Origin of the sequence: Rhodobacter sp. NSM (assembly GCF_052244495.1) — a bacterium.
Taxonomy (GTDB): Bacteria; Pseudomonadota; Alphaproteobacteria; order Rhodobacterales; family Rhodobacteraceae; genus Cereibacter_A.
In genome coordinates this window covers 86197-107864 of the sequence record NZ_JBQPXH010000005.1, presented here as the reverse complement: position 1 = coordinate 107864, position 21668 = coordinate 86197, and the positions used below count along the sequence as shown (strand labels likewise).

23 protein-coding genes are annotated in these 21668 nt (G+C 67.8%); 10 read left to right on the top strand and 13 right to left on the bottom strand.

Translation table 11 applies throughout. The annotated features are described in order from the left end of the window. Nucleotides 1-88: 88 nt before the first annotated feature. Nucleotides 89-748 carry a response regulator transcription factor gene (locus ACTVZP_RS12125; protein WP_443212405.1) on the top strand — a complete coding sequence of 220 codons (660 nt, stop codon included), beginning with the start codon at nucleotides 89-91 and terminating at the stop codon, nucleotides 746-748. Then, complete coding sequence (locus tag ACTVZP_RS12120; protein ID WP_443212404.1) at nucleotides 745-2067, top strand: ATP-binding protein; 1323 nt, start codon at nucleotides 745-747, stop codon at nucleotides 2065-2067. The genes ACTVZP_RS12125 and ACTVZP_RS12120 overlap by 4 nt, the downstream gene beginning before the upstream one ends. A 118-nt stretch (nucleotides 2068-2185) precedes the next feature. Here ACTVZP_RS12120 and ACTVZP_RS12115 read toward each other — a convergent pair whose 3' ends face one another. From ACTVZP_RS12115 to ACTVZP_RS12105, 3 genes are read right to left on the bottom strand one after another with little or no spacing between them, the layout of a single operon-like run. Continuing rightward, nucleotides 2186-2668 (bottom strand): diheme cytochrome c, encoded by a 483-nt coding sequence (locus tag ACTVZP_RS12115; RefSeq protein WP_443212403.1) that lies wholly within the window; start codon nucleotides 2666-2668, stop codon nucleotides 2186-2188. A 14-nt stretch (nucleotides 2669-2682) separates the two neighbouring features. After that, complete coding sequence (locus tag ACTVZP_RS12110) at nucleotides 2683-3072, bottom strand: DUF1924 domain-containing protein (RefSeq protein ID WP_443212402.1); 390 nt, start codon at nucleotides 3070-3072, stop codon at nucleotides 2683-2685. A gap of 4 nt (nucleotides 3073-3076) precedes the next feature. Next, complete coding sequence (locus ACTVZP_RS12105) at nucleotides 3077-4168, bottom strand: cytochrome b/b6 domain-containing protein (protein ID WP_443212401.1); 1092 nt, start codon at nucleotides 4166-4168, stop codon at nucleotides 3077-3079. A 957-nt stretch (nucleotides 4169-5125) separates the two neighbouring features. Between ACTVZP_RS12105 and ACTVZP_RS12100 the strand changes: the two genes are divergently transcribed. Further along, nucleotides 5126-5380, top strand: a complete 255-nt coding sequence (locus ACTVZP_RS12100; RefSeq protein ID WP_443212400.1) for a PepSY domain-containing protein — start codon at nucleotides 5126-5128, stop codon at nucleotides 5378-5380. A gap of 4 nt (nucleotides 5381-5384) precedes the next feature. Then, nucleotides 5385-5933 (top strand): cytochrome b/b6 domain-containing protein, encoded by a 549-nt coding sequence (locus ACTVZP_RS12095; protein ID WP_443212399.1) that lies wholly within the window; start codon nucleotides 5385-5387, stop codon nucleotides 5931-5933. 74 nt (nucleotides 5934-6007) lie between these two features. Here ACTVZP_RS12095 and ACTVZP_RS12090 read toward each other — a convergent pair whose 3' ends face one another. Then, a complete protein-coding gene (locus tag ACTVZP_RS12090) occupies nucleotides 6008-6430 on the bottom strand; it encodes a DUF4405 domain-containing protein (RefSeq protein ID WP_443212398.1) in 423 nt (140 codons plus the stop codon). A gap of 181 nt (nucleotides 6431-6611) precedes the next feature. Between ACTVZP_RS12090 and ACTVZP_RS12085 the strand changes: the two genes are divergently transcribed. Together ACTVZP_RS12085 and ACTVZP_RS12080 are read left to right on the top strand one after the other, a co-directional pair. Next, entirely contained in the window at nucleotides 6612-7271 is a 660-nt protein-coding gene (locus ACTVZP_RS12085; RefSeq protein WP_443212397.1) for a response regulator, read from the top strand. Continuing rightward, nucleotides 7268-8578 (top strand): histidine kinase dimerization/phospho-acceptor domain-containing protein, encoded by a 1311-nt coding sequence (locus ACTVZP_RS12080; RefSeq protein WP_443212396.1) that lies wholly within the window; start codon nucleotides 7268-7270, stop codon nucleotides 8576-8578. The genes ACTVZP_RS12085 and ACTVZP_RS12080 overlap by 4 nt, the downstream gene beginning before the upstream one ends. Here ACTVZP_RS12080 and ACTVZP_RS12075 read toward each other — a convergent pair. From ACTVZP_RS12075 to ACTVZP_RS12060, 4 genes are all read right to left on the bottom strand, one after another. Next, entirely contained in the window at nucleotides 8560-8943 is a 384-nt protein-coding gene (locus ACTVZP_RS12075) for a diacylglycerol kinase (RefSeq protein ID WP_443212395.1), read from the bottom strand. The two genes, ACTVZP_RS12080 and ACTVZP_RS12075, sit on opposite strands and share 19 nt — an antisense overlap. Nucleotides 8944-8954: 11 nt before the next feature. Next, nucleotides 8955-10595, bottom strand: a complete 1641-nt coding sequence (locus ACTVZP_RS12070) for a phosphoethanolamine transferase (protein ID WP_443212394.1) — start codon at nucleotides 10593-10595, stop codon at nucleotides 8955-8957. 295 nt (nucleotides 10596-10890) lie between these two features. Then, entirely contained in the window at nucleotides 10891-13092 is a 2202-nt protein-coding gene (locus ACTVZP_RS12065) for an outer membrane protein assembly factor BamB family protein (RefSeq protein ID WP_443212393.1), read from the bottom strand. An 11-nt stretch (nucleotides 13093-13103) separates the two neighbouring features. After that, on the bottom strand, nucleotides 13104-13460 hold the full coding sequence (locus ACTVZP_RS12060; protein WP_443212392.1) for a glucose dehydrogenase: 357 nt from the start codon (nucleotides 13458-13460) through the stop codon (nucleotides 13104-13106). Between the two features lie 337 nt (nucleotides 13461-13797). Here ACTVZP_RS12060 and ACTVZP_RS12055 point away from each other — a divergent pair, with 337 nt between their 5' ends. Then, a complete protein-coding gene (locus ACTVZP_RS12055; RefSeq protein WP_443212391.1) occupies nucleotides 13798-14457 on the top strand; it encodes a LysM peptidoglycan-binding domain-containing protein in 660 nt (219 codons plus the stop codon). Nucleotides 14458-14599: 142 nt separating this feature from the next. Here the strand turns inward: ACTVZP_RS12055 and ACTVZP_RS12050 are convergent, their stop codons facing one another. Then, on the bottom strand, nucleotides 14600-14752 hold the full coding sequence (locus tag ACTVZP_RS12050) for a manganese catalase family protein (RefSeq protein ID WP_443212390.1): 153 nt from the start codon (nucleotides 14750-14752) through the stop codon (nucleotides 14600-14602). A gap of 156 nt (nucleotides 14753-14908) precedes the next feature. Further along, the gene (locus ACTVZP_RS12045; protein ID WP_443212389.1) at nucleotides 14909-15415 is read right to left on the bottom strand and encodes a ferritin-like domain-containing protein; all 507 of its coding nucleotides are present in this window, start codon (nucleotides 15413-15415) and stop codon (nucleotides 14909-14911) included. 335 nt (nucleotides 15416-15750) lie between these two features. Here ACTVZP_RS12045 and ACTVZP_RS12040 point away from each other — a divergent pair, with 335 nt between their 5' ends. Beyond that, nucleotides 15751-16617 (top strand): ferritin-like domain-containing protein, encoded by an 867-nt coding sequence (locus ACTVZP_RS12040; RefSeq protein WP_443212388.1) that lies wholly within the window; start codon nucleotides 15751-15753, stop codon nucleotides 16615-16617. A gap of 190 nt (nucleotides 16618-16807) precedes the next feature. Here ACTVZP_RS12040 and ACTVZP_RS12035 read toward each other — a convergent pair whose 3' ends face one another. The 3 genes from ACTVZP_RS12035 to bhcA form a co-directional block, all read right to left on the bottom strand. Continuing rightward, complete coding sequence (locus tag ACTVZP_RS12035) at nucleotides 16808-17101, bottom strand: SH3 domain-containing protein (RefSeq protein WP_443212387.1); 294 nt, start codon at nucleotides 17099-17101, stop codon at nucleotides 16808-16810. Nucleotides 17102-17645: 544 nt separating this feature from the next. Continuing rightward, nucleotides 17646-17909, bottom strand: a complete 264-nt coding sequence (locus ACTVZP_RS12030) for an acyl carrier protein (RefSeq protein WP_443212386.1) — start codon at nucleotides 17907-17909, stop codon at nucleotides 17646-17648. Between the two features lie 454 nt (nucleotides 17910-18363). Further along, nucleotides 18364-19554 (bottom strand): L-aspartate--glyoxylate aminotransferase BhcA, encoded by a 1191-nt coding sequence (gene bhcA, locus ACTVZP_RS12025; protein ID WP_443212385.1) that lies wholly within the window; start codon nucleotides 19552-19554, stop codon nucleotides 18364-18366. A 185-nt stretch (nucleotides 19555-19739) separates the two neighbouring features. Between bhcA and bhcR the strand changes: the two genes are divergently transcribed. Together bhcR and ACTVZP_RS12015 are read left to right on the top strand one after the other, a co-directional pair. Next, nucleotides 19740-20552, top strand: coding sequence for an HTH-type transcriptional regulator BhcR (gene bhcR / locus ACTVZP_RS12020; protein ID WP_443212384.1), 813 nt, complete (start codon nucleotides 19740-19742; stop codon nucleotides 20550-20552). A 122-nt stretch (nucleotides 20553-20674) separates the two neighbouring features. Next, a complete protein-coding gene (locus ACTVZP_RS12015) occupies nucleotides 20675-21433 on the top strand; it encodes a potassium channel family protein (RefSeq protein WP_443212383.1) in 759 nt (252 codons plus the stop codon). Nucleotides 21434-21668 lie beyond the last annotated feature (235 nt).

Sequence of the window (21668 nt, the reverse complement as noted above, 5' to 3'; positions counted from 1 at the left end):
TTACGGCCACCTGACAAGCCGCAGGAAAAGCTGTCAGCCTGCTGTCAGGCAAGAGGCCGAGGTTGAGCGTCAACGGCGAGAGAGTGACATGCGTATCCTGTTGGTGGAGGACGACGAGGTTCTGGGGAGCGCCGTGGCGGATCACGTGGCCGATGACGGGCACACGATCGACCGCGCGCGGCGGCTGTCCGAGGCCTCCGACGCGCTTGCCGTGGCCGCCTACGACCTGATCCTGCTCGATCTCATGCTGCCAGACGGGCTGGGCATCCCGTTCCTGCGCCGCCAGCGCGCGCGGGGCGATGCGACACCGGTGATCATCATGACCGCCCTCGACCAGATCAACGAGCGGATCGACGGGCTGAACGCCGGCGCCGACGATTATCTGGTGAAGCCCTTCGATCTGGCCGAACTGTCCGCGCGCATCGGCTCGGTCGCGCGGCGCTACTCGGGGAACCCCAACCCGCTTGTGCGGGTGGGTTCCTTCGAGATCGACCTCGCAGCCCGCAGCATCCGCCGGGACGGCCGGCCGGTCCCGCTGACCGCGCGCGAATGGGTGCTGCTGGAAGCCTTCCTCTCCCGCCCGAACCAGGTGCTCTCGAAGGCGCAGCTCGAGGAGCGGCTGTGGTCCTTCGACGCGGAGGTCGAGAGCAACGCCATCGAGGTCTACGTCAGCCGTCTGCGGCGCAAGCTCGACCACGGGGTGATCGAGACGGTGCGCGGCCTCGGCTACAAGCTCGGCCGTCCATGAAGGTGCGCTCGCTGCAGGCGCGTCTCGCGCTGGTGCTCGGCGCGGGGGTGACGGCACTCTGGGTCGGCAGCGCCACGGTAACCGCGCGCGTCCTGCACGCCGAACTCGACGAGGTCTTCGATTCGACGCTGGAGGAGACCGCGCAACGCATCCTGCCTCTTGCGGTGATGGAGATCATGGGACGCGAGGAGCCAGCAGCCAGCCAGCGCATCGCCGCTTTGCGCGCCCATGAGGAATTCTACACCTATCTGGTGCGCGATGCCGCGGGTGCGGTGCTGATCGCCTCTCACCGCGCGGATCCCTCCGATTTTCCACCCTGCGCCGCTCCGGGCTTCACGCAGACGGCGACGCACCGGCTCTACTGCGACCTCGCCCTGCGCGGGACGGTGACGATCGCCGTGGCCGAGCCGCTTGCCCATCGTGCCCGGGTCGCGCGCGATCTGGGCATGGCGATGGGGTTGCCCCTGGTCCTCATCATCCCGCTGGCGCTGGCCGGGATCGTGCTGGTCGTCCGCTGGAGCTTCCGGCCCGTGCGCGCCCTGCGCGACGCCCTGGCTCGCCGAGGGGCGGGCGATCTGGCCCCCGTGAGCGAGACCGAGCTTCCGGCCGAGATCGCGCCGGTCGCCGCGGCCGTGAACCAGCTGCTCGGCCGGCTGCGCTCGGCCTTCGAGGCGGAACGCTCCTTCGCCGCCAATGCCGCGCACGAGCTGCGCACCCCTGTCGCAGGCGCCACCGCGCAGGCGCAGCGCATCCGCATCGAGACCTCGGACGCACGGGCGGCCGCGCGCGCCGCCGAGATCGAGACGACGCTGAAGCGGCTGACGCGGCTGTCCGACAAGCTGATGCAGCTCGCGCGTGCCGAAGGAGGGCGCAGCTTGGCGGAAGGCCCGGCCGACCTGCGGCCCATCCTGTCGCTGGTGGTTCAGGACTTCCTGCGTGCGGGCGCGGGGGACCGGCTGGCGCTGACGCTGCCCGAGACAGCGGTGGCGAGCAGGATCGACCCCGATGCCTTCACGATCCTCTGCCGCAACCTGATCGAGAACGCGCTGCGCCACGGCACGTCGGGCGCACCCGTCGAGGTCTCGCTGTCGCCCGACCGGAGCTTCGCCGTCCGCAATGGCTGCACTCCCGTTCCCTCCGATGCGCTCGCCCGCCTCACCCGCCGCTTCGAGCGCGCGCCGGGTGCGGGCGAGGGCTCGGGCCTCGGCCTTTCCATCGTGCGGACGATTGTCGAGCGGGCCGGAGGCAGGTTCGAGTTGCACTCGCCGATCCCCGGCCGCCCTGACGGCTTCGAGGCGACGGTCATGCTGCCGGACTGAAAGGCGGGCCGCGCCATTCCGGGCCCAGCCCGCCATCCGCTGCCGCCGACTGCGGCGAGACAAAACCCGGCCGCGCGGGACGCAGCCGGGATCTGTCGCGATCCGCGCGGGGGGTGCTTCAGTCGTCGTCGAAGTTGCCGCTCTCGGCGCCGGTATGGCAGGCGGCGCAGTTCGCCATGCTCTTGGCCTTTTCAAGCATGCGCGGCGTCACCTCCTCCGAGTGCTCCCGCTTGAACCACGGCAATTCCGAGATCCTGAGCGGCGTGTCGGTTGCGGCCACTCCGCGCAGCGAGCGGCCGCCGTCCGCGGCGTTCGCGACGAGGTAAGCCTCGATCTCGGCGCGGGTGGTGTCGTCGAGCGAGGCATCCTCGCCGAAATGGTTCGGGAGGTCCGCCATCAGCGCCCGCCACGAGCGCGCGGGCAGGAGGGCTGCCGGATAGGCCAGGTGGCAGGCCGAGCACTCGGTCTTCGTTGCGGGGTCGGTCACCACCATGGCGGCGCGACGGCCCTCGTGCCCGCGCCCCTCGTCGTCGTCGGCAACCGTGGCGGTCAGGGTGAAGGGCAGGACGCAGAAAGCCAGCGCGAAGGTGCGGATGGTCATGGAAGGTCCTCCGGTCATTGGGTCGCGAGCCAGGCCAGCACGTCGGCCTTCTCGCCGGGGGTGCAGTCGCGGCCGAGCACGCTGTTGCAGTTGCGCCCGAACCACTTTTCGACCTTGGACGTGTCGGTGAAGCGATCGGGCGTGACGGAGAGGGCCAGCGGCGCGATTTCCTTGCCGGTGCGGGTCTGGCCGGCCTTCGTGACGTCCGACCCGTGGCAGGTGGTGCAGGAGGGCGTGTCGGGCTTGCCGCCGGTCTGGGTCGCCTGAAACAGCGCGCGCCCGCGCGCGGCGTCGGCCTTGGCGCCGGCGGTGGACTCATAGCCCGCGATCAGCTGCGTGGGCGTCGTGTCGCCGGCGAAGGCCGGAGCCGCGACGAGGATGGAGAGGATAAGAAGACGTTTCACAGGGTCACTCCTTGGGAACATGGATGGAGAAGGGAGAAAAGAGGCCGCTTTCGGCATCGGCATGGCAGGCGACGCAGTTCGAGCGGCTCCTGACCGAGGTTCGCTCGAACAGCGCGTCCGGCAAGTCGCCATGCAGGCGCTTCCACGACGGGCTTTCGGTGATCGCGAAGGGTGCGTCCGGCGCCGTCAGCGCGAAGGCATGGGCCGGCAGCGTATCCGCCTCTTCGGCAGCGTGGGCGACGAGCCAGCCTTCGACTTCGGCGACGGTAACGGGATCGAGGCTTGCGTCCTCGCCGAAATGATCGGAAAGCCCCGCCATCAGCCCGCGCCACGACGCGGCCGGCAAGAGGCTCGGGTGATAGGCCATGTGGCAGGCCGAGCATTCGGCCCTCGCGACCGGATCGAAGGCCACGGGCAACCCTTGCGGTGGCCGTGCGGCGAGCGAGGCGTTCGCGGCCCAGAGGCCTGCGCCCGCGAGCAGCAGGAAGAACACGGCCAATGGCACCCGCGCCGGAACCTCGCGTGCCGGATGGTCGCCGGGACGAGCCTCCTTCACGCCGGTCAGCATGGCGCGGGCGAGGTTCTCGCGGCTGCGGCGGCTTTCCAGCATAACCCCGCCCAGATGCAGAACCACCAGCCCCAGAACCGCCCATGCGGCAAGCTCGTGGAACTCGCGGCCCACGCGCCCGGCCTCGAAGGACCAGAAGGCGAGCGGCCCGGTCTTGAACATGCCCCCCAGAAGCGCGAGGCCAGAGACGCCGATCAGCAGCATCAGCCCGATCAGCGCGAACACCATCAGCGCCCCCAGCGGATTGTGCCCGAGATGGCGCGGGCTGTCCGTGCGGAGGTGCTCGACCAGTGAGGCGCGGCTGGGGGTGAAGTCACGAAACCGAGCATGTGTCGATCCGGTGAACCCCCAGACGATGCGGGCGAGGACAAGCGCCACGGACGCGAGGCCGGCCCCGACGTGCCAGCGGATCGCCTCGGGCCCTCCGAGGAATCCGGTGGCGGCCGCAACCGCGACGCACGCGGCGAGCGACCAGTGGAACAGGCGGATCGGACGATCCCAGACGCGGACGAGGACAGGGCTGGTCATTGCGGGCTCCGGTAAGGCTTCCGTCCTTCTGCGGGGCACAGGTGACGCTCGCCTGACGCGGTCGGTCAGCTTCCTGTAAGGATCCGGATCGACCGAGGGCTTCCAGCGCGGATCCGGATCGACCGGGGGTCTGCCAGCCTGACAATCTGCTGACCGGCGCCGTCAGGTGGCACTCATCGCCGGGGGCGACACCGGATGAACCGACGCCGAATCGCCCTTTCACCCCCTGACGGGAGATCGCCATGCAGCCTTTCGCACAAGTCACGAGCCGCAGCGCCGCCGCCCTCTCGCCGCCCATGGCGGCACCGGCCCCGATTTCCGTTCCTGCGCGCCGCGCTTCCCGCACGGATGGACCCTGCGGCACCTGCAATCTGGTCTGGTGTGATGCTCCCTGGTCCTCCGGAAGAACGGCCTGCCCTGCCTGTCCCGGGCGCGGGGCCTGAGCGGGCGTGAGCTATAAGGGCCGACGGCAGGCAAATGCCAGGTCCCGGCGCGGCGCTGGCTGTATCGAGAGCCTTTCGCAGGATGGGTCAGTTGGTTGGGTTCCGGGATCAGCCGGCCCCTCACGGCACCGTCTGCCGGTCCCGCGGCGTCCGGCTGCACCCGATCATGCGCCAGTGACAGATCGCGGTGGGCTCGCGCCGCAGGACGTCAGGACGTCAGGACGTCAGGACGTCAGGACGTCAGGACGTCAGGAGCTTGTCGGCCGGGCGGCTTCCAGGCGCAAGCGGCGCCGTCACGCCTGATGGGCAACCCGGTTCGAGGGCCGATTTCCACCGGCACCGACAGGTTCATGTCAGGTTCGATCCCTACCTGCGTCGGCATGGGCGACGGGGGCCACGGTCCGCAGGGGCTGCGCGCTGCAGCTTCTGGGGAACAGCAACGTCCCCGCCGACCGCAACCCGCGGAGGGACCCTGCCCTCCGCATCATCCGACACGTTTCGCAAAGGACATCCCATGCGCAAGATCCTGTTTCTCGGCTCGACCCTGCTGATCGCCGCTCCCGCCCTTGCCGCCGAGATCTGCACCGACCACCCGAAGGACCAATGGATGACGAAAGAGCAGATCACGACCCTTGCGGCGGGTGAGGGCTACGAGATCAAGGGCGTCAAGGAGGAAGACGGCTGCTGGGAGGTGAAGGGCAACAAGGACGGCGCCCGCGTCGAGGCCTATTTCGATCCGGTGAGCGGCGACCTCGTCAAGACGAAGTGACGCCGTGAAGGCGGCAGGCAATACCCGCCCCGGCAAGGCACGCGAGGTAACGGTGTGGGATCCGGCCGTCCGGGTCTTCCACTGGCTTCTCGCAGCGAGCATCGGCTGGGAAATGCTGGCCGAAGCCGGGACCGACAGCCACGAGGCTGTCGGCTACCTCGTCCTCGTGCTGGTGCTCTTCCGCATCGCCTGGGGGTTCCTGGGGACCCGGCATGCGCGCTTCTCGGACTTCGTCGCCCGGCCTGCGCGCGTGATCGGCTACCTTGCCGAAATAGCCCGTGGCCGACCCCGGCGTTACCTCGGGCACAATCCCGCAGGCGGGGCGATGGTCCTTGCGCTGCTGGCATCTGCAGTCGCGACCGCCGTCTCGGGCTGGGCCATGACCACGGATGCACTCTGGGGCGCGGCATGGATCGAGGACCTGCACGAGACGCTGGCCAATGGCACCATCGCGCTGGTGGCCTTTCATGTGGCAGGTGTGATCCTCGCCGGCATCCAGCACCGGGAAAACCTCGTGCGTGCCATGATCACCGGCCGCAAGCCCCGCGGCTGATGCCCGCCCCGGTCGGGCACTCGCGGCCGGCTTGGCCGCGCTCCCCGCAAGGCGCGGCCCGCAAGGGCCGCGACCTACCAGAAGTCGCGACGCATGAAACCCATCAACGCGCGGAGCCAGCTGGCGGGCGGCAGGTCGAGCACCACGAGACTCGCAACGAGCGCGACCGCCACGGCGGCCACGACCAGTTCGCGTCGATGGCTCACCGAATGTGCCGCGGCATTCCAGACGAGGTTCCTTACCACGCTCGCATGCAGCAGCAGATGCCACAGCACGACGAGCACGAAGAGCACCGATCCCGTGAGGTGCAGCACCTCCCAGCCGCTTCTGTCGAGGCCCCAGAGCTGCCAGGCGATGTCCCGCGCGATCCGCCCGCTCGGGGCTGCGACGAGGATGAGCCCCGAAAAGAGCATGAGCGCGGACGAGAGGGCGATCGTGAAAACCGCGGCCGCACGATAGGAAAAGCGACGCACGGGCGCCGAGGTTTGGATGGACATGGCGATTCCTCCTTTCTCGTGCCATCCAGTCTGGAACAGTCCGGCAGGGTTCGCGATGCGCGGGGTCAATGACGCGCCCGAAATCGGCAGCGCACCCGTCATGCCGGGCGCCGCGACGCGAGGCCGTCCCCTTGACCGGCTGCCGGCGCCGTTACACGAAGGAAGCGCCAGAGGAGATCCCATGCGCATCCTGCTCGTTGAAGACGATCCCGGACTGGGCGGCGCGATCCGCGATCAGATCGCGGCCGAGGGCCATGCCGCCGACTGGATGACCGGCGTCGGCGACGCGGCGGTGGCGATGTCGACCGCGGCCTATGAGCTCGTCCTGCTGGACCTGAACCTGCCGGACGGAAACGGGCTCGACTTCCTGCGGAGCCTGCGGGCGCGCGGACATGCCATGCCGGTGATCATCCTGACAGCCCGCGACCGCGTGACCGAGCGTATCGCAGGGCTGAACGCGGGCGCCGACGACTACATGGTCAAGCCCTTCGACCTCACGGAACTCTCGGCCCGCATCGGCGCGGTATCGCGCCGGTATGCGGGCAAGCCCAATCCGCGCCTCGAGATCGGGACGCTGCAAGTCGACGTGGCGGACCGGCGGATCGAGGGACCCGAGGGCGAGATCACGCTGAGCCAGCGCGAATGGGCTATCTTCGAGACGCTGCTACGGCGGCCCGGCGTGGTGGTGCCGAAAAGCCAGCTCGAGGAAACGCTCTACGCCTTCGATGCCGAGGTCGAGAGCAACACGATCGAGGTCTACGTCAGTCGGCTTCGCAAGAAGCTCGGGCGCGACCGGATCGAGACGCAGCGCGGAATGGGCTACCGCCTGGTGCGCGAATGAGCCGCCCGCGCAGCCTGCGCCGGGACCTGTCGCTGAGCCTTGCCGCAGGGATCGTGCTGACCTGGCTGCTGGCCACGCTGGGCGCTGCCTGGGTCGTGCGCGAGGAGATGGACGAGACCTTTGACAGCGCGCTGCAGGAGACGGCCGAGCGCCTGCTGCCGCTGGCGCTGGCCCGCGACCCGGGGGGCGCCGAGTCGCGCCGGATCGCGCGCGCAGGCGAGCATGCGGAAAACCTGACATGGGTGGTGCGCGACCATGATGGCACGGTGCTCCTCTGGTCGCAGGATGCCGAGCCATCGACCTTCGCGGGGGCCACGCCCTCCGGCTTCTCGACCAGCGAGAGCCACCGGCTCTATGCCGTCTCCGACCGGAGCGGTCGCTGGACGTTCGCGATCGCCGAACCGCTTGCGAACCGGCGCGAGGCCGTGCGCGAGACGCTGGTGACCTTCGTTACGCCCCTGCTGCTGCTTCTGCCGCTCACGCTTGCGCTGGTCGCCTGGCGGACGCATGCGGGGCTGGCGCGGCTCGGCGATCTCTCGCGCGAGGTGCAGGGCCGGGACGAGACCGACCTTCGGCCGCTGGGGACAGAGGCGCTTCAGGTCGAACTTCTGCCGCTGCGTGACGCCGTGGATCGCCTGATGGCGCGGCTCGGACGGGCGCTTGCGACCGAGAGGAGTTTCACCGCCAACGCGGCGCACGAATTGCGCACGCCCATCGCCGCGGCGCTGGCGCAGGCGCAGCGGCTGATGGCAGAAGCTCCCGAGGCGTTGCAGCCGCGGGCGGCGCGGCTCGAGCACGAGCTGAAGCGTCTCGCCCGGCTGTCCGAGAAGCTGCTTGAACTGTCGCGGGCCGAAGGTGCCGGCGTGCTGAGCGATGCGCCGCAGGACCTCGCGCCGATCCTGAATTTCGTGATCGAGGATGCGCGCAATGGGCGCGAGGGGTATCGTCTTGACTGCGACGTCCGCCCCCTCGCGGCGCGGATGGATCCGGACGCCTTCGCGATCCTCGCGCGCAACCTGATCGAGAATGCGCTGCTGCATGGCGAGGGGCCGGTCGAGGTCGGTCTGGGGGAAGACGGCCTCTGCGTCCGGAACGGCGGGCCGCCGGTCGCACCGGAGTTGCTCGACCGGATCACGCTGCGCTTTCAGCGTGGCAGCAGTCCGCGCGAGGGCTCGGGACTCGGGCTTGCCATCGCGGCGGGCATTGCGCGGGGGGCGGGCTGGCGGCTCGATCTTCTCTCGCCCGCTCCGGGCTACGCCGACGGGTTCGAGGCGCGGGCGATCCCGCCTCAGGTAACGAGCACGTAAGCGAGGAAGGCAAGGTTCGCGCCGATCAGGCAGAGGACGGCAAGCGAGCCCAGATCCTTGGCGTCGCGGGCGAATTCTGCCCAGCCGGGAGCGAGATGGTCGACCACGATCTCGATCGCGGTGTTGATCGCCTCCGTGGCCAGCAGCAGCAGGAAGAGGATCGTCGCGCCGAGGATCTCGGCCGGACTGGCCTGCGTCGCCAGCAGCAGGGCAAGGCCCGCGCCGCCGGCAATCACCTCATGGCGGAACGCGGTCTCGTGCGACAGACGCCGCAGGCCCCCCCACGAATGCCGGGCCGAGGCCATGAGATGCTGCGCGCCCTCTGCACGCGGGGGTCGGGGCAGGTCGTCGGTCTGGTCGGTCATGGTTCCGGTCCTCAGGAAGCGGCAGCGCGGCAGGTCGAGACACGGTCGAGGGCCGCATCCCTCACCGACGTGCGTATATCCATCAGTCCCAGGAGAGAATGAAAGAGGTTGTCATGGCTGGCAGGTTCCGCTGCATGGTCCCTAAGGCAGCCCTCATCCAACGCCATGGTGGCGCGGAAGGGCTCGGACAGCCAAAGCACCATCGGCACATGTGTCTGCGTCTCCGGCGCCATGAAGCGTGGCGCGCCGTGCAGGTATAGCCCGTTCTCTCCCAGGGACTCGCCATGGTCCGAGACATAGACCAGCGCCGGGATCACGCGGTCCTGTCGGGCCAGACGGTCGATCATCTCGGCAAGGATGTGGTCAGTGAAGGCAATCGAATTGTCATAGGCGTTGCGGATCTCCTCGTCGGAGCAGCGGGAGAACTCGGCGCTTTGACATGCGGGCGAGAAGCGCTCGGACGCTCCCGGATAGCGCAGGTGATAGGCCGGTCCGTGGCTGCCGATCTGGTGCAGAACGAGAACCGTGTCGTGATCCATCTCGGCCAGAGTCCGGTCGAGCAGCGGCAGGAAGGCCGCGTCGGTGCATTCACCCTCGCCGCAGGCATCGGCAACCTCGGGAACTCGGGCCGAGGCGACCCGGGCCGCTATGTCCTTGTCGCCGGTGTTGTTGTCCCACCACTCGACCGCGACACCCGCATGGGCCAGCACGTCCAGCAGGTTCTCGGTCGCGAGGCCCTTCTCCTGGCTGTAGCGGCTGCGCGGCAGGACCGAGAACATGCACGGCATCGAGACCGCGGTGGCTGTTCCGCAGCTTTCGACCGACGGGAAATTGACCACCCCGCGGCTGCGAAGCTCCGGGGTCGTGTCGCGCGTATAGCCGTTCAGCCCCCAGTTCTGCGCCCGTGCGGTCTCGCCGACCACGAGAACGGTCAGCACCGGTTTCCCGGCCGCGGCCAGCAGCGGTCCCTTCCGGGCATCGAGCCCGAGCGGGGCCGCGACGACCTGCCGCGTGCGCATCTCGAGCTTTGCGTAGCGGATGGCCGAGCCGATCGGCATCGCGGGCTGCCAGGCGGCAACCAGTTCCTTGTGCTCGCGCAGGATCGCAGAGAATGTCTTGAAATCGCTCAGGATCAGCCCGGCCCCAAGCGCCAGCGCCAGACAGGCCGTCAGCGCGGAGCGCATGAACCCACTCCACCCACGGTCGCGCACCGGAAGGCGCAGCACGACAAGGGCGGGCAGCAGGCCGAAGGCCAGGACATGGATCAGGAACCTGAGCGTGATCAGATGGCGCCCCTCGTCGAAGGTGGTGGTGACGACGTTGCCGATCATGTCCCGGTCGATCGTGATCCCCATCCGGTCCTGAAACCATCCGGTCGCTGCAGCGAGGATCAGCAGCGCCGCCAGCATCGGCCGGCGCAGCGGGTTCATCCCGAACAATGCCACGATGAAGAAGGTGAGAGCCGAGATCGCCGCGCCGAACATGAGGAAGTGCAGACCTGACCCGAAGACGTCGAGGCTGCGCTGCCAGAAGGTGGCGTTGTCCGCGATGAGTATGAAGCCGGCTACGCCAAGATTCACCTGAAAGACCGAGAAGAGCGGGCTTCCGACAGGCGCCCCCGCCCTGCTCGCGCGCAGCTGGAATTGTAGCATCTCGATAAACCTCTTGCCCGATGCGCTCCTGCTGCTCGGGCAAGCTGACACCAGCCTGAATCCGTCTTCCGGACGATCGGAATTGCCCGACATCTAGCCCGTGCATCCGTCGGGTGCAGCCATCCCGCTCGCTCCGTCGGGCTCCGTCGTAACTAGGGATACCGCTCATGCGGCGACGCGTGCCGACCGGGCGGGCACACCCTGCCCCACCCATCTCGCTGGCAAATGCTCTCGCGGTTTCAGGCCCGGGGATGAGGAGGGCAACGCAGGTGATGTGCGTCGCCCTCCTCAGTCTCTACTCAGGCAGAGCGTAGGCGATCATCCAGTCGCCGACACCGGTCTCCATGAAATGATGCCCGACGGCAGCGATCATCACATACTGCCGGCCGTCGACCTCATAGGTGATCGGGTTGGCCTGCGCCCCCGCAGGCAGCACATCCTGCCAAAGCGTTTCGCCGGTCTCCAGATCTATCGCGCGGAACAGATTGTCGGTCGCGGCCCCGATGAAGATCACGCCGCCGGCGGTCACGACGGATCCCCCGTTGTTGGGCGTGCCGATGTCGAACGGCAGATAGGACGGGATGCCGAACGGGCCATTGCGGCGCGCGGTGCCGAAAGGACGGTCCCAGACTGTCTCACCCGTCTCGAGGTCGATCGCGCGGATATGGCCGTAAGGCGGGCTGACGCAGGGAATGCCCGTTGCTTCGTTGCGCCAACCGGCATTCACACTGATGCCATAGGGCGCCCCTGCCTGCGGGTCGGCCGCGCCCTCGGCATTCCCGCCGCCGTCCGCGCCGGCTTCCTGCTCATTGATCGGCACGCTCTCCACCTCGTCGCGCGGAACGAGCCGGTTGTAGTTGGGCACGTCGTTGTAGTTCGCGACAATCAGACCTCTCTGGGTGTCCACGGCGACAGAGCCCCAGTCCGAGCCGCCATTGTAGCCCGGATACTGGATCCATGGGCGGTCGGTGGAGGGAGGCGTGAAGTAGCCTTCGTAGCTGGCGCGGTGGAACTGGATGCGGCACCAGAGTTGGTCGATCGGCGTGAAACCCCAGGCGTCCTTCGGCTCGAGCGGCGGCATCCGCAGCGTGGCCCAGGCCGAGGCCGGCTGGGTCGGCGAGATGTAGTCGGGCTCCACCTCTCCCTGCGGCAGGCCGGTCAGCTCTTCCACCGGCGTCAGCGGCTCGCCGGTCGCCCGGTCGAGGATATAGAGATCGCCCTGCTTCGACGGCAGGAGGATCGCCGGCGTGCCCTGCCAGTCGAGGAGCGTCGGCTGGCTGCCAAGGTCGTAGTCCCATACGTCATGACGAACGGTCTGGAAGTGCCAGACCTCCTCGCCCGTCGTGGCATCGAGTGCCACCAGAGAGGTCGCGAAGGCGTTCTCCGCCTCCGAGCGGTTGGAGCCGTAGTAGTCGACCGAGGAATTTCCGAGCGGCAGGTAGACGTATCCGAGTTCCTCGTCGGCGACGGCCGTCGTCCACATGTTGGGAGTGCCGCGGGTATAGACCTCTCCGCCCGGAGGGCCGGCGCGGTTTGCTTCGGGCGCCGCGAGATCCCAGGCCCAGACGAGGTCGCCAGTGATCGCGTCATAGCCGCGAATGACCCCTGAGGGTGCATCCTCTGCCTGCCCATCCTTGACCTGCGCTCCGGTCACCAGAACACCGCGCACGACAGCCGGGGGCGCAGTGACCGCATACCAGCCGGGCACCCGCTCGCCGATATCCTGCCAGAGGTCCACCATACCATTCTCGCCGAATGCCTCGCACGGGTCTCCCGTGAACGCATCGACTGCGATGAGCTTTGCATCCAGCGTGCCCTCGATCACCCGGGTCGCGCAGAGCGTGCCTTCCTCGGCGGCCGGATCCGTGTAGATCGAGACACCCCGGCACGATGCGCCGTAGGGAATGGCCTCGGCAGGAACCCCCGGATCGAAGCGCCAGTTTTCCTCGCCCGTCGCGGCATCGATCGAGATCAGGACGTTCATTGCCGAGCACATCAGCAGGTCGTCGCCAATCTTGAGAGGCGTGGTTTCGGGAGAATACTTGCCATCGGCCTCGGCGCTCGGCATGTCGCCGGTCCGGTAGACGAAGGCCCGCTCGAGCCCCGCGACGTTATCGGGTGTGATCTGATCCAAGGGCGAGTAGCGCGTAGCCTCCGCGTCCCCGCCCCAGAAGGGCCAGTCCGCTCCGACCTCGGGCTGCGGCTGCGCCGGTCGCTGCACGCCGGATTGCGCCTCTGCCTCCGCCTGAGCGACGCTGGCTCCCTCCGGTGCGGCTTCTGTCGTGGCTTCCGGAGAGGCCGCACCCTCGGGCGCCGCCTGCTCGGTCTCGCCCTCCGGGATATCGTCTGTATCCTCAGGCCGGGTGCCCGGCGCCGGCTCGCCTTGCGGCGGCGGCGCCTCGGGGTCCGGGGCCTGCTGCGGCTCGACCTGCGCTGCGAGCGGAGTTGCGGCGATCAACGCCAGAATCGAGAGGGATCGGGTGAAATGGATCAGCATGGCGGCTCCCGTCAGCGGCGCCGGAGCGCGGGGATGCAGAGAAGGACGAGAATGAGAATGAGCGTGGGCCCGACCAGGCGCGGCATCTGCGCCCACCAGTCGGTGCCGACCTCCCAGAACGCCCAGATGACAGTGCCCAGCCAGACCGCGAGATAGAGCCAGACGGCAGCGAGGGAATGTTGGAACAAGAGGATGCCGACAAGAACGAGACCCAGTCCGGCAATGCCGTAATACCAGCTGCCTCCCAGCACGATCAGCCAGACGCCCCCTGCAAGAAGCACGAGGCCCAGCAGGACGCAGACAACTCCCAGCGCCATCACCGCCCGATTGCCCCTGCGATGGGGACCGAGGATATCGTGTGTCGTCATTCCACCTCCATGACACGGCCGCGCGGCAACGAACCGGCCGTCTCCTGACAACCCCTGATATTCCATGATGTTCCTGCAGCCCGGAACTCTGGCGCCGCCAACGGATCGGCCGCATCGGCGGCAGGCGGCGGCGCCCGGTTGGAATGGCCGCGTATGGCCGGGTGCGGCCACGCGGGACATGTTCCGACACGATGGACGTGGCCCTCACCTCCTGATCCCGGAAGTAGCCCCCGCAATCCGGAACATCCGCCGCGGTCGCCGGTTGCGACCCTCTACATCCGCAGACGATGGCCAGAAGCATCCTGCCGGCCGGAACATGCAATGAACGGGGGGAGGCATGCCCAGAACTATCGCTGCTATCGGCTTGGCCGCCCTTGTTGCGGCGCCGGCGGCCGCACAGGATGGCTGCGGCGCAGAGGAGGCGCTCCGACCCGACGAGACGCTTTCGGAGATCGCCACGCGCTGTGGCGTCAGTGAAGAGACCCTGCGCGAAGCCAACGGTCTCGCGCCGGCCGAGGTGCCCACGCCGCAGGCGCTGATGGAGATTCCGGAGGCGGGCATCGGCTCCCGGTTCGAGAACGCCCGCCGGGCGCTGGCCGACACGGCTCGCGAGGTCGAGGACGCAGCGAATGCTGCCGGGCGCTCCGCAGCCGACTATCTCTCGGACGATCCCGATCTCGGACGCGACCTGCGCGGCTTCGCCCAAAGGCTCGGTATCGTCGACTCGGGGCCTGCAGATCTCGTGGTCGAGACGACCGCCGCCGGCCAGCTCAGGCTTCTGGCGAGCGGGCTGCCGCCCGAGGCCCCGGTCAATGTCGGCCTGCGCCGCGAGGGCGGGCTCGACGTGCTCGATGTCGCGACCACGGATGCGTCCGGGCGGCTCGACAAGGTCATGGACTGGCCGCAGGGTGCCGCCGCATCGGGTCCTCTGACGCTTGTCGTTGAGACCGCAGACGAGCGCATCCGCCTCTCTTCGGAGCCAGTCGCGAGGCCATGATAGACGGGAGGGCGCAGCCTCACCGCTTCACCACGATCAAGATCGACGATGGCACCCCGTTCCCGACACGGCGCATCGCGGACGCTTCGTGCATCGCCTCTCGCAGGTTGTGAACGCAATTCCCGCCGGGAAGGGGCGACCATTAACCGCAGTCGCGCGCGATGACACAGGCGAGCAACTCCTTCATTTCCGGATCCGCGGTCATGGTGTGGAGACGCGTGGCCAGGAGGCGACCGGCGGATTCCGCCGTGACATTCGCACTCAATGTCGGCGGCAATGCTGCCGCTGACGTCACATGTTGACCGGAGCCCAGTCGCTGCCCAGCGGCATCGCGGACAGCCCTGACGACAGCAGGTTCTTCAGGTTGATCCCGCCCGGCACCGTGCCGGAGAGCATCATGGTGCCTCCTCCGTAAAGAGGAAGGACCACGGCGCTCGAGGGCTCCTGCCGCTCAGACCTTGGCGCCAAGCCCTTCGGCTTTTCGCGCAAGGAAGCTGCGCGTGATCTCGGGCAGGTTTTCTTGGATCCACGCGGCCATGCGCTTCTCCTCGTCCAGGCTCTGCTCGAGCAGTCCTGCCGCCTGCGTGTCCCCCGTAGCCTCGGCGATGGTGCGCAGCGCCGTGTAGGCGGCGATCTCGTAATTCTCGAAGGCAAGGTTCGCCAGCGAGTTCTTCATTATCTCGTCCTGCGCCGGCACATGGCCGAGGGCCGCCATGCTTCCCATCGCCGACAGGAACCCGTCCTTCATGGCCGATGGGCTCTCTCCGGCCGATTCAAGGATCTGGCGCAGTCGCTCGATCTGGCCCTCCGTCTCGCGGACGTGTTCCCCGAGCCGCTCCAGAACCTGCGGGTAGTGCTCCAGCCGGTTCAGCTGTGGTTCCATGATCGAGAGAGCCTGCTTCTCCATCGCATGGGCATTCTTCAGCCCCGTCACGAAGTACTCGCGCATCACGTCCATCGTCATCCTCCTCCATGGCTTGACAGCCGCGGAACAGCCGGCAGCCGGACTTGTTCCGATCCAGCCTTCTGCAAAGGAGCCGCGAGGGCCTCGCTGCAGACGGGTGACCGCCTCTCTGTCGCAGCGATATGGCACCATGCACAACCTCAGCCCGCGTGGCGGCGCGAGGTACCCGCTGTCCTGCGGCGACGCGTTCCTTCCTTTGCGTGCACTGGTGGTCGTTACGGCAGCCGCTGAACCGAGGAACTTCCTCCCCGGCCCGGGACTTGTCGCGACGAACGGGTTGGTGCGGGCGCGATGCCCCAGAGCACCTGACCGAACCAGGAGGAGATTTCATGGCACAACTTGAGGTGGAAATCACAGCGACGGGATACGTTCTCTATCGTGACGGAACGAATGGCAGGCAGATCCTCGAGCGCTTCAACACCGGGCCCACCGGAACACAGAAGGTACTGGCCACACTTCAGCGTGAGCTGGGGCGGGACGAGGATCTCACGGTGACCTCGAGCGTCCAGGACGCCGAAACCGCATCCTGCCTGAAGAGCGCCGTCGAGGAGGCCGGACATTCGGACCGCAGGCTGCAGTCCTTCGCGGGTCAGCTCGGCAGCCCGGATCACGGCGACGCGGCACGGTCCTCATCCACCACCCGGTCGCCAGCGGAACGGACCTCTGCGACAACCGACCGGACCGAAGCCGTCGGGGCGTCCTCAAATGAGGCCGGCGGTCCTCAGGCAGTTGCCGCCGGCACTCATGCCGCGCCGGCGGGCGCACCCTCGACCGCGGACGACGCGGCCGTCGACGCCCTGGCGACCCTCCACGACCGCAGCCGCGACGTGCTCGCAGGCTTCGACAAGATGGTCGAGAAGGCCCAGCCGGAGTTTCGTCCCACCGCCGAGAGCTTCCGTCAGCTCCACCAGCGCCAGGCGTCACGGCTCTCGGACATGCTTGCGAAGGCCGGTCGACGGCCCGATGACGAGGGAACGTTCATGTCCACCGTGAACCGGACGGTGGTCACGCTCCGGTCGATGTTCGACAGCATCGACGAGGACGTCATGAAGCAGATCCAAGACGGCGAGCAGCATGTGCTCGATGCCTTTGACGATGCCCTGCAGCAAAGTCGGGGCGAAGTGCACGATGAACTGGCACGGATGCGTCAGGAACTGACCGACCTTCTCGCCGAAGCGCCGGCCACGCCGACCTGAGCCGAACGTGGCAGATGCTTGGCGATATATCGCGCGCCCCCGCCAGCAGGCGGGGGACGGGCCAATGAGCGCATGACATCTCGGCCGCGTGAGCGGCAGCTCTCGAATGCGCAAGGATGTTTGCGGCGGGATCCCGGGACGATCGGTCCGGAGGCGCCACGACTTTCGTCGGAAACACCGGGCTGACGAGTCAGCGCCCTGAAATATAGTCGGCGGAGACGTAGCCGCTGATGCGCGGTGCGTCGACCAGCGATACCCGGCACCAGAGTTGCCCCACCTCGGTCACGCAGCCGTGGCGCAGAAGTGCGGTTCCGTCCGGCAGGCCGAGGACCACGCGATAGCCAAGACCGGGTCCGGCGCGGAGTTTCAGGAGCTCGCTTCCTGCGTGCTCGACCACCACTCGGCCGCCTGGTCCGGCCGCCTCACCGGCGCAACCGGTCAGGAGCAGCATCCAGGTCAGGGCGGGGACAAGCAGGAGACGCATGATGTGGTTCGAGCCTCTGACAGTGCCAGATGACGGACAGGAGCAGACATGTGGACGAGAATTCGGTCGCTTGCAAGGGAGTGCAACGATCGGACGCAAGCGCCGGCTGCGGTGACGTCAGGCATCGGCCGCGCGACTCCGATCGGACATCCTGGCCTCATTCCGTCCGCGATGCACACAGCGCAGCCGCCTTCAGGCACCGTGTCGACGCCCTCCTCTGTCGGCATTTCCGGGCAAGAGCGGCGTCATGCCGGCTGCGGTGTCGTTGCCGGTCCCAGCCAGCGGGCGCAGAGCGCGGGCAGCACCAGCAGCACAGCCTGCACGGGAAGCGGCCGCCCGAAGCCAAGTGAGACAGCCGTCAGGATCGGGAGCTGCGCCTGCAGGCTCGAGGGTCAGCGGCGTGCTCCCGGAGACAGGTCGTCAGCATCACCAAGCGGAAGTGGCTCACCACCGTCTCGGCGGCTCTTGCCCGTTGCGGTGCGCCGGATCAGGCGCGTGCCCATCAAGGCATCCACGCGTCTTCGGACTGCCGTAAAATGACCCGTCAAGCCAACTGCGCGACAGAACCCCGGTGGCAAAGCACACGACGGACGTGATCAAGTGCCAGACCGAACGTCGCCAGATGGGACAGGTCCGCATCCGGAATTTCGATCCCGAATTCATCCTCGATCGCCATCTGGAGTTCCACGCTGTCGAGGCTGTCCATTCCGAAGGTTTCCACAAGCGCCGCATGGCGCGAGATCGTGTCCGGCTCCACATGCAGGACTTGCGCCACGACGGCGCGCAGCTTGGATTCGATTTCCGGCATCCGGCGCTTCCCTCCCCGATCGGCAGCACGCAAGAACGCGGGAAGGCGCGTCCGGTTCCGATCGGCCAGAGCATTTTTGTGCGCGTCAGGCCCCGTCGTCGGCGCCCTCCGTCCAAGGGCGCGGCGCCTGCACCGCGGTCAAAGTCCCCTGATTAAAGGATTGATGCCGTCAGGCGGCCGCGTCCACATAGGCACCGGCGGAGCGACTGAAGGTTGGGTCCGGTGCGTGCACTGTCCAATCCCACCTTCATGTCGAACCTTGGGATTTTCTGCGCCGGACGACACCTGAGAAGTCAGTGATCGCAGGCGAGACAAGATCTTCACGCCGAAGCGTCCCATCGGCTCCTCTCCAGGGAAATGCGGCCGCCACACCACAGTTTGGGCACCGGACAGCGGCGGCGATCCTCGGGATGCGCCGCCCGCCTCTGGCTCGCTCTTGCGACGCCCGCCCCGGTCAGGCCGCCTGGCGCTGGGCCGGCACCGTGGAGCTACGATAATGCTCCTGCGCTGCGGCAACGCCAGATCCCAGCCTCACCGGAAGCCCCAGATCGGCCATCACCATCTCTGCGGTGGCGATCCCCGACAGTGCCATCGCGTCGCTGAGGCTTCCGAGGTGGCCGATGCGGAACACCTTGCCCGCAACCTCTCCCAGACCTGTGCCGAAGGCGACGCCATAGGTGCCGAGCGCGCGGGCGACGATCCGGTTGCCGTCGAACCCCTCGGGCAACCGGATCGCGCTGACGCTGTCGGACCAGAGCTCCGGCCGCGCCGCGCAGAGCCTCAGGCCCCAGGCGGAGACCGCGAGCCGGACGCCTTCGGCGATGCGGTGGTGGCGGGCGAAGACGTTCTCCAGACCCTCGTCCAGCAGCATGTCCGTCGCGACCTTCAGCCCGTTGAGCAGGCCCACGGGCGGCGTATAGGGAAAACTGCCGGCGGCATATCCGTCGCGCATGTCGCGGATGTCGAAATAGGTCCGCGGCAACTTGGCGGCCTCGACCGCGGCGAGCGCCTTGGCCGAGAAGCCCAGGATGGCGAGGCCCGGCGGCAGCATGAAGCCCTTCTGCGAGCCGGTCACCGCAATGTCCACGCCCCAGTCGTCCATGCGGAAGTCGAAGCAGCCGATCGAACTCACCCCGTCGACATAGAGCAGTGCCGGGTGGCCGGCCCGGTCAAGCGCCCGCCGAACCGCCGCGATGTCCGAGCGGACACCGGTCGCCGTCTCGTTGTGGGTGGCAAGAACCACGCGGATCCGGTGCGAGGTATCGGCGGTCAGGATCTCCTCGAAGCGGTCGGCGGGAACACCCTCGCCCCAGTCCTGCTCCACCACGGTGACATCGAGCCCGTGGCGCCGGCACATCTCGATCCAGCGCTGGCTGAACAGGCCATTGCGCGAGGCGAGCACCTTGTCGCCGGGCGACAGGGTATTGGCGAGGGCGACCTCCCAGCCTCCGGTGCCCGTCGCGGGAAAGACGAAGATCTCGGCCGTGGCGGATTTCAGCACCTTCCTCACGCCCTCGAGCGCGGGACGCAGGATGCCGCCGAAGACCGGACTGCGATGGTCCACCGTCGGCAGGTCCACGGCCTTGCGCAGCACCTCCGGAATGTTGGTCGGGCCGGGAATGAAGACGGGATTCTGGCTGGTCATCGTCGGTTCCTCCATGATGGCCGGAAGCCTAGCACAGGACGACGACGCAATAAATTTTTCTGGAAATTTGTTTCAATATTGGATAAGTGTCCGTTTAGTTACACTATGTCAGTGGGTTGCATTTTTCCGCTGTATGAGACCGGAAAATGCTTGAAAGACGGGTGATGTCCGGAAGGGAGGAGATCATGCAGCAGCCCGTCAGGCGCAGGGGGCGGCCAAAGGGAGGCTCGTCGGCGGAGCCGTTGGCCGGGATCCAGTCGCTCGACCGCGCGCTCGATGTGATGGAGGCGCTGGCCCTCCACCAGGGCATGACGCTCTCCCGGCTTGCGGATCACCTCGATCAGTCACCCGCCACCATGCATCGGGTGCTCGCCACCCTGGAACGCCGCCACTACGTCGAGAACGATCCCGAACGGCAGGAATGGTTCGTCGGCTCGCAGGCGTTCCGGCTCGGATCGGCCTTCCTGCGCCGCACCAACATCGTCGAGCGCAGCCGGCCCGTGATGCGCGACCTGATGATGCGGACGGGCGAGACCTCGAACCTCGGGATCGAATGCGACGGCGACGTCCTCTTCGTCAGCCAGGTCGAGACGCACGAGTCGATCCGGGCGTTCTTTCCACCCGGAACGCGCTCGCCGCTCCACGCCTCGGGGATCGGCAAGGCCCTCCTCGGCGCCTTCGACGACGAGCGGCTCGAGGCCTTCCTGTCTCGCGAGACGCTCACCCGCTTCACCGACAAGACGGTGGCCGATGCCGCGGCCTTGCGCGCAGCCGTCCGGCAGATCCGCGAGAGGGGCTATGCCTTCGACGACGAGGAGCGCAGGATCGGGATGCGCTGCGTCGCGGCCTGCATCCTGAACGCCCATGGCGAAGCGGTGGCGGGCATCTCGGTCTCGGGTCCGACGATCCGCATGCCGGATGCGAGGATCCGCGAGATCGGCCTCTGGGTCAGCGAGGCGGCGGCGGAGGTCTCGCGGCGCATCGGCGCAGGCAGGTAACGCGCCGGAGCTCGCGGTTGCGGCTTCGGGACAGCCCGCAACGCGCCGACGGCAGGAAGCGGCCTGAGGGAACCGCCCGTGAAGTCCACGCCTTGGCTGGGTGCAGAACCGGAGGGGAGAAATTGCAGAAGGCGCTCAAGGATCTCTACGAGGGGCGCAGCCGGCGGGCCCACCGCTTCCGCTATGCCCTGATCGCCTTCGACCTCGCGGTCGTGGCCTTCGTCATCGCGACCTCCTTCATGCCGCGCACGCCCTGGCTCGAAGCGGCGGATCTGCTCTTCGGCGTGCTCATCCTCTGCGACCTCGCCGCCCGCTTCATCGCCGCACCACGCCGGAGCCGGTTCCTGCTCTACCCGACCACGCTTTCCGACGTGGTGGCAGTCCTGTCCTTCCTCGCCCCGGCAAGCGGCGAGTTCGCGGGCTTCCTGCGGGCCCTGCGCACCCTCCGCTTGCTTCACGCCTATCAGGTCCTCGGCCGGCTGCGGATGGACTGGCCCTTCTTCCGGCGCAACGAGGAAATGCTGCTTGCGCTGACGAACCTCGTGGTCTTTCTCTTCGTGATGACGGGTGTCGTCCACACCGCCGAGCACACGCGCAATCCCGAGATCCAGAACTATGCGGATGCGCTCTACTTCACCGTGACCGCGCTCACCACCACCGGCTTCGGCGACATCACGCTGGAGGGAACGCGCGGGCGGCTCATCTCCATCGTCATCATGATCTGCGGAGTCACGCTGTTCCTGCGGCTCGCTCAGACATTGTTCCGGCCAAACAAGGTGCGCTGCGCCTGCCCCGACTGTGGCCTCCAGCTGCATGACAGCGATGCGGTGCATTGCAAGCACTGCGGTCGCGTGCTGAACATCCGCTCGATGGGCGACTGATCCCTTTGCGCAGCATGTTTAGGCAGCGACGTTGGTTGGTGCCCTCGTCCGCTCGACGGACGACCGATCCCTGCCTTTCTCGCGCCGCTTTCCTGCAGGCGGGTTCCGCGCGACCGCGGCGTCGGTCTGCGGCCATGTGGCGGGCGCGGCATCCGACGACAACGCTTTTGCAACCATCCGGCCCGATCCTTGCACTTGCAGCAAGCGATCCCGCTTCTCCACGCGCCGAGGTTCA